This is a genomic window from Ruegeria sp. CDSB113, from assembly GCF_059611045.1.
On sequence record NZ_JBXWOU010000028.1, the window covers coordinates 1 to 7,514 of the forward strand.

Consider the following 7,514-nt stretch of genomic DNA (forward strand, 5'->3'; position numbering starts at 1 on the left):
ACGAATCAATTGCTTAACGTCCTCACCTCGTCAGGCTCATAACCTGAAGGTCGTAGGTTCAAATCATAAAACCGTAATAATCGCGATTTATCAGGCAGTTAACTTCGCTCCATGCAAAGTACTTTGCGTTCAGCCACCAAAACGGGAAGCACTGTAGTGGCATAAGGACGCAAAAAATACCCTGTCATGGGCGCCTGAATGACCTAGGCTTCAAGCCTCGAACCACATCCGATCGATACTGCAAACTCCGTTGCAAACGGTCATGAAAGTGACAGGGCAATAGAAATTCTAAAAAGCCTCTTCCTCAATGATGAGAAACAAGCCAATATCTTAATCTGATAAGTCGGCGTAAGCGGTTAAAAAATCGTTAACTTTTCGGAATAGGTGCGAAAGCAACATGGCAAACTTCAACATCTCTGGCGGCGGTGGTACTACGTTCACCGATACTTCTCCTGGTGGCGGTTTTGTTATTGATTTCGACTCTCTCGACAACAGCTTTAGCCTGCAGATCAATGGTGTGGATTTGTTTGTTGGTGGACCCGCAGGTGCGCCGAATGAGCTGCAATTCCAACGACAAGTCAATGGTACCGAGGGTCAAACTGTTCGCTTTGCTGACGGGGACAGGTACGAAATCGATACACCAGCTGTTTGGCAGCTTGGAAACACCAACGGTGAACCGGTTGTTCGTTTGGTCGTTGAACCGGACGGAACAATCCAGCTCTTTGGCGTGAAAGCAGATAACGGCGCGCTTGTACCGCTGGAATTGTTCAACGGAATGACGGTAAATTCCGCCGCAATTGCAGACGCTTGGAACGATACCGGATCGAACACCATTACCATCGGCCAGTCCGTGACCGGCCCCACAAACGCAGACGGCGAGTTTGTGGACGTTTTGTGCTTTGCGGCCGGAACATTGATCGAGACACAGGAAGGGCCAGTTCCGATAGAGGATCTGCGGGGCGGCGATCAGGTTCTCACCCACGATCATGGATTTAAACCGGTTCGTTGGGTCGGATCGCGTAATCTGAGCCGGGCTGAGCTTGAAGCTCAGCCACGGCTTCGACCTATCCTGATCCGAGCGAATGCGTTGGGTGATGGGTATCCAAAGCAGGATTTGATTGTGTCGCAGCAGCACCGCATTTTGGTGTCGTCAGCTGTCGCCATGCGCATGTTTGAGTGTCAGGATGTTTTGATTCCGGCGAAAAAGCTGCTGCCTTTGGAAGGCATCGACCTTCTGCCCGACACTGCGGGTAGCGTCGAGTATTTCCACATACTTTTCGATCGGCATGAGCTCATCTGGTCCAACGGGGCGCTGACGGAAAGCTTGTTTACCGGCCCAGAGGCACTCAGGACCGTATCCGCAGAAGCCCGGCAAGAAATCAAAGACTTGTTTCCCGAATGTTGCGATCCGCAGTTCGAGGCGCTTTCTGCACGCTACATTCCCAAAAAGGGCAAGCATATGCGTAAGTTGGTGGAACGGCACCAGGTGAACAACAAACCTCTTTTTAGCTGATCATCTTTCTCAGACCTTTTTACTCCACTTTTGAGATTTAAGAACGCCGCCGAAGGATCGCTTGATGATCGCTTGGGCGGTGCAATTCAATTTCATCCCTTCCGGCTTTTGGACGCGATTGAAAATTTCTGCTAATATGTTCTCCAAGTGCAATGTGGGTTCGAGTTGCTGCGCCGCTGTTGCCGATACAAACGAAGTCCCTACTGCATTTGTGAATCAGAGCTGAACCACCGTCGTATGCCAACTGGATTGGGTTGCGGTGAGAACCGCTTTTCAGCTGAACCAACTCCGGTGATAGAGCAGCCGGCAATCAAATAAGTTTAAGAAAACTATATCTAAACTTTTGATTTAAAACATAATTTTGACTTTTCCCGCTCACAGGGAACGCACCACGCAGTTCTACCTCTGATCCGGTCCGCAACTGGAATCGGAGGCTTCGAAATGCTGGATAAAAGGAATCTCTTTGGCCCTCAGCGAGCGCCGGCCAGAGCAAATTGCAAACCTACCCACCGCGGAATCAAAGCTATGATGGCGGCGTTGTTTGCAGGAGTGCTGACCTCGGCGACCTCTTTCCCTTCACCCATGTTTGCCGAAGGGTTGATGGTCGTTGGCAGCGACCGAGGTGGATATCTGCATGACCGTTTGATCGAGATCGAAAACCTGCAGAAAAACGGCATACTGGTCGAAATTCGGGGACGTGTCTGCTTTTCGACCTGCACGATGTTTCTGGGCCTTCCTGGAACCTGTGTGAACCCTGACACGACATTTGGATTCCATGGACCTTCGCGCGGTGGTCGGCGGCTTGCCCCAAAAGACTTTGACTATTTCAGTCAGGTCATGGCCGCGTATTATCCAGAACCGCTGAGGACGTGGTTCATGGAAAAAGGGCGTAACCGCATCAACGGCGTTTTCAGGATAAAAGGCACCGAGATCATCAGAATGGGAATTCCTGCCTGCCGGACGGCCTGAATGAAGCTTGCTTAGACCAGCGCGCAAATGTTAGACGCCTTGGGTCTTGACCACCGGCCCTTGAATTCAATGCTAGCCGGTCGCAGTAGCCACTCAGGAGGCCGCCTTAACGTGCTGTCATCGCTGATTCAACGTTTCGGGCGACGCGCGGTCTTTCCCGCTCCGATGCCGGACAGGCCGACCTGTGTCATTGGTGATGTGCATGGTTGCATAAGGCAGTTGCAGAATCTGTTACCTAAGATTCCAAAGGATCATCGGGTCATCCTTGTCGGAGATTATGTCGATCGCGGCGAAAACAGTGCTGACGTTCTGCGTCTGATCCAAAACCGCCCGGATTTCATCTGTCTGAAGGGAAACCACGAAGACATGATGTTGAATTTCCTGCGTGACCCTGAGGAATATGGTCCGCGGTGGCTGCGTTATGGTGGTCTGCAGACATTGGCCTCATTTGGTGTGCGGAACGTGCGCGCCGAGATGACCGCCGCCGAGCTGGTCGCCTGCCGAGACAATCTGTTGGCGGAAATGGGACCTGAGCTGGTCCGATGGATCACAGAACTAAGGGCCTTTGACTATTCCGGAAACGTCCTTGTGGCGCATGCTGGTGCAAATCCAAATACGTCCCCCGATCAGCAATCCGAAAAAACCCTAATGTGGGGCCATCCGGAATTTCGAACTACCGACAGGCGAGACGGTGTTTGGGTTGTTTTCGGTCACACAATTGTCGACCAAGCCACAGCGCGGCGCGGACGGATTGCCGTGGATACCGGCGCCTTTGCCACCGGCGTCCTGAGTGCCGTCTGCCTGGACGGTGGAGAGCCTACATTCATCAGTGCCCGCCCTTAGTGCCATTCCAGCTAAAATAGGGTCGAAAACACTCAAAATTTTCGATGGCACACAGCTTTGGACCCTCACCCAAGTTCGTGGCACAGGACATCCTTTTTTTCGGCCAAGCCTTGTCAGGTCATGACGGTTTCAATAGGAAAATTAGGAACCGCGTCAATTAATTGAGCATTTTTATGTTGATCTGTCCTGTCCTTCTTTGCGGAGGCTCTGGTACGCGCCTCTGGCCTTTGTCCCGAAAGAGCTATCCTAAGCAATTCGTTCCATTGGTCGGTGAAGAGACCCTGTTTCAGGCATCTGCCCGCCGGTTGTCGGGGGCAAACGCGGGATTGGAGTTTGAACCGCCGGTGGTTCTGACCAACTCGGACTTTCGGTTCATCGTCGCGGAACAGCTGCAGGCTATCGGAATTGATCCTGGCACGATCATGATCGAGCCAGAGGGCCGCAACACAGCGCCAGCGGTTTTGGCAGCCGCGCTGCATGCGTATTCCAAGGATGAGGCTGCTGTACTGTTGGTTGCCCCTTCCGATCATGTGGTTCCGGATGCGGCTGAATTTCAGGCCGCCGTTGCCCGGGGTCTGGATGCGGTTGCGCAAGGCAAACTTGTGACATTTGGCATCACCCCGACACATGCGGAAACGGCGTACGGATATCTTGAACTTGCTGCTGGTTCAGACGGTGACGGAGCGCCTGTTCCCTTGAAGAAGTTCGTCGAAAAGCCGGATCTGGCCCGTGCTACCGAAATGCTTGAGGCCGGGAATTACAAATGGAACGCGGGAATTTTTCTGTTCCGGGCGGCGGACATCATCGCAGCCTTCCAGGCGCATGCCCCGGATATGATCGAGCCGGTCAAGGCGGCAGTGGAAAAAGCAAAGCAGGATCTGGGTTTTCTACGTCTCGACCCTGAAAGCTGGGCGCAGGCCGAAGACATTTCGATCGACTATGCCGTGATGGAAAAGGCAACGAACTTGTCGGTTGTACCCTTTGGTGCCGCATGGTCGGATTTGGGCGGTTGGGACGCCGTGTGGCGCGAAAGCGGCCCCGACGCGCAAGGCGTGGTGACCAGTGGGGGGGCAACGGCGATTGATTGCCAGAACACCCTTTTGCGGTCGGATAGCGAACAGCTGGAAATCGTGGGTATCGGGCTGGACAATATCATCGCCGTGGCGATGAGTGATGCGGTTTTGGTTGCCGATGCATCGCGGGCGCAAGACGTCAAAAAGGCGGTGAGCGCACTTAAGGAAAAAAACGCGCCCCAGGCGACGGAATTCCCAAAGGACCACCGCCCGTGGGGGTGGTTCGAAAGCCTGGTGGTCGGAGAGCGTTTTCAGGTGAAGCGTATCTATGTGCACCCCGGCGCATCGCTGAGCCTGCAAAGCCATTTCCACCGTTCCGAACACTGGATTGTTGTCGAGGGCACAGCCCGCGTGACAATCGATGATCGTGAGCAATTGGTGACCGAGAACCAATCTGTCTACATCCCTCTTGGGGCAATGCACCGAATGGAAAACCCGGGAACGGTCCCAATGGTTCTGATTGAGGTGCAAACCGGCACGTATCTGGGCGAGAATGACATCGTGCGCTACGAAGACAAATACGCGCGCGGACAGGGGGCCAAGGGCTGAGGTTTCAGTGTGGCGATGATTGATAATTGCGCGGCGGGGATCACGTGTTCTGCCGGGCAAATACTCTTTTTTCTGGGCCTGACTGACGGCGCAACGCGCGGCGCGCTTTCGGATCGTTAAACTGAAATACCTAACGTGCCGCTGACTGACACAGACAGCGAGAAATGCACAATGACGACCAATCCATTCAGCAACCGAGCCTCCAGCCTGTCCGGCCCTGCGCGCGATATTGTTCCCGTTGTCGCTTCAGACAACTCCGACCTGGCCGATGTGGCGATCGGTCTTTACGTCGAAACCGGCGGTAGGGTTGTTCTAACGACAATACAGGGTGAAACCCGCACAGTTCAGGTGTCGGATTTTTCGATCTTGCCGGTGGGGACAACACGCGTGCATGCAACCGGCACGACAGCATCCGGCATCCATGCAATGGTATTGACCTAAACGAAGCCCAACATCTTCAGTAGCAATGTAAGCTACCCCCGATGTTTTGGCTGAGCACCGTTGTGGTTGGGATTACACCACTACCGAATTGCATCCTCAACCAGCTCGATCCGCCGGGCTTGGTCGCAACTAACGCAGGTCAATCAGGCCATGGCCTAAAGCGTAGAGCAGGTGAAACCCGTTTAGTCCGCGCCAAATAAGTCTCGGGTGAACACCTTGCTCGCGACATCTTCAAGTTCGGGGCTGTGCCGGTTTGCAACGATCAAGTCGGCTTCGGACTTAAAGGTTTCGAGATCGGGTACGACACGAGATCGGAAAAACTCATCTTCCTCCAAGGTCGGTTCATAAACAATGACTTCCACGCCTTTGGCTTTCAGCCGCTTCATGATGCCTTGAATGGAAGACTGACGGAAATTGTCGCTGCCGACTTTCATGACCAGCCGATGGATACCGACGACGCGTGGGCCTTTCATCAGGATTTGATCGGACAAAAAGTCCTTCCGCGTCCGGTTCGCGTCCACGATGGCACGAATAAGGTTTTGCGGAACATGGCTGTAATTGGCCAAAAGCTGTTTGGTATCTTTTGGCAGGCAATAGCCCCCATACCCGAAGGACGGATTGTTGTAGTGACTACCAATGCGCGGATCCAGCGAGACGCCTTCGATAATCTGGCGGGTGTTCATGCCACCGGCCATTGCGTAGCTGTCCAGCTCGTTGAAAAAGGCCACCCGCATGGCGAGGTAGGTGTTGGAAAACAGCTTGATCGCCTCGGCTTCATCCGGGTCGGTAAAAAGGACGTCCACATTTTTGGTCACGGCACCTTCAAGCAAAAGCTCGGCAAATACGCGCGCCCGGTCCGAAACTTCGCCGACGATCACGCGGGACGGGTGCAGATTGTCGTAAAGCGCGCGCCCTTCACGCAGGAACTCCGGTGAGAAAATGAAGTTGTCGCTGGCCAGATCGGAACGCAGCGACTGAATATACCCAACCGGAATCGTCGATTTGATGATGACGGTGGCCGTGGGGTTGATCGCATTCACCTGCTTGGCGACGGCTTCGACACTTGAGGTGTCGAAGTAGTTGGATTTGGCGTCATAATTCGTCGGGGTTGCCACGATGACGAATTCGGCATCTTCGAAGGCCGGTTCCGTAGTAGCCCTGAGCGAAAGCGTTCGGTTGGCAAGAAAATCTTCCAGTTCGGCATCGACGATGGGGCATTGGCCGGAATTAACCATTTGTACCCGCTCTTCAGAAATGTCGATTGCCGTGACATCGTGGTTCTGTGCCAACAGCACGGCATTGGACAATCCCACATATCCGAGACCTACAACCGCAATCTTCATTCCTTTGCCCTCTTATTCGCCAGCTGGTGAGTTCTTCACCTGCTTTATTGCTTGTCGATTGTAAATGCGCATGTGTGCCTCATACGCCATCAAACCGAATTTTCGTTAGTGTCTGAGCTGCTTGAGGCAAGCCAGCGCCAAATACGTTCCAGCAGCAAAGCCAGATCCATTTTAGGCACACCAAACCTGCTCAATTTCAAAATTTCTTCTGAGGTGAAAGTGGAAAAATCCCAAGAAAAAGCAAATTGATCGCGCAGCGAAAATTCCTCGCAATTTTCAGGAATTCGGCATTCTCAGGCCGAAACTTGTGTGGTAACGGTCAGAAAATACTTGATTTTGGAGATTCAGGATGATCAGAGCGTCTCTTCTTTCGCTGGTCCTTTCGGTTACCGTCGTACATGCACAGGATACCGGGGCTGCAGGTGCGGCTCAGGGTGGCGCAGGTGCTAGCGGCGGTGCAGGCGCGGGTGGTGCGGCAGCTGGTGGTGCAGCAGCAGCCGGCGTTACTGGTTTTGTACCGCTGGTTGCCCCTGCTTTGGGCGCGGTCGCGGCAGCAGCAGGCATAGCTGCAGCAGCAGGCGGCGGGTCAACAAACAGCACCACAAGCACGACGGGCACGAACTAAAGCCTTCGCCCTGACCTAAAAAGAAGACAGCGCGCCTTTAGGGCGCGCTGTCTTCTTTTTGCGATGTCGCCTGCGTTGCTAATTTTTCTCACAGGAGCGCATGGGTCAGAATTGCTCAGCTTTCACGGCGTACAAGTTTCGTTCGATGCGCCCGGCTC

The 7,514-nt window shown here is 53.7% G+C and carries 7 protein-coding genes and 1 pseudogene; 7 read left to right on the forward strand and 1 reads right to left on the reverse strand.

Annotated elements, in window-relative coordinates; all coding sequences use genetic code 11:
* The first annotated feature begins 397 nt into the window (after positions 1–397).
* The 5 genes from AC2FIS_RS23000 (at position 398) to AC2FIS_RS23020 (ending at position 5,388) form a co-directional block, all read left to right on the forward strand.
* Positions 398–1,513: a Hint domain-containing protein gene (locus AC2FIS_RS23000; RefSeq protein WP_496775597.1), complete on the forward strand. Its 1,116-nt coding sequence runs from the start codon at positions 398–400 to the stop codon at positions 1,511–1,513.
* A 528-nt stretch (positions 1,514–2,041) separates the two neighbouring features.
* Positions 2,042–2,482 (forward strand): hypothetical protein, encoded by a 441-nt coding sequence (locus AC2FIS_RS23005; protein ID WP_496775598.1) that lies wholly within the window; start codon positions 2,042–2,044, stop codon positions 2,480–2,482.
* A 165-nt stretch (positions 2,483–2,647) separates the two neighbouring features.
* Positions 2,648–3,325, forward strand: a complete 678-nt coding sequence (locus tag AC2FIS_RS23010) for a metallophosphoesterase family protein (RefSeq protein ID WP_496775602.1) — start codon at positions 2,648–2,650, stop codon at positions 3,323–3,325.
* Between the two features lie 173 nt (positions 3,326–3,498).
* Positions 3,499–4,947, forward strand: coding sequence for a mannose-1-phosphate guanylyltransferase/mannose-6-phosphate isomerase (locus AC2FIS_RS23015; RefSeq protein WP_496775603.1), 1,449 nt, complete (start codon positions 3,499–3,501; stop codon positions 4,945–4,947).
* A gap of 171 nt (positions 4,948–5,118) precedes the next feature.
* Positions 5,119–5,388: a spike base protein, RCAP_Rcc01079 family gene (locus AC2FIS_RS23020; RefSeq protein ID WP_496775599.1), complete on the forward strand. Its 270-nt coding sequence runs from the start codon at positions 5,119–5,121 to the stop codon at positions 5,386–5,388.
* Positions 5,389–5,570: 182 nt separating this feature from the next.
* Here AC2FIS_RS23020 and AC2FIS_RS23025 read toward each other — a convergent pair whose 3' ends face one another.
* Positions 5,571–6,731, reverse strand: a complete 1,161-nt coding sequence (locus tag AC2FIS_RS23025) for a nucleotide sugar dehydrogenase (protein ID WP_496775600.1) — start codon at positions 6,729–6,731, stop codon at positions 5,571–5,573.
* Between the two features lie 349 nt (positions 6,732–7,080).
* Between AC2FIS_RS23025 and AC2FIS_RS23030 the strand changes: the two genes are divergently transcribed.
* Both AC2FIS_RS23030 and AC2FIS_RS23035 read left to right on the forward strand, forming a co-directional pair.
* Positions 7,081–7,356, forward strand: a complete 276-nt coding sequence (locus AC2FIS_RS23030; protein WP_496775601.1) for a hypothetical protein — start codon at positions 7,081–7,083, stop codon at positions 7,354–7,356.
* Positions 7,357–7,447: 91 nt separating this feature from the next.
* Positions 7,448–7,514: pseudogene (locus AC2FIS_RS23035) on the forward strand (sugar transferase); the annotation flags it as partial.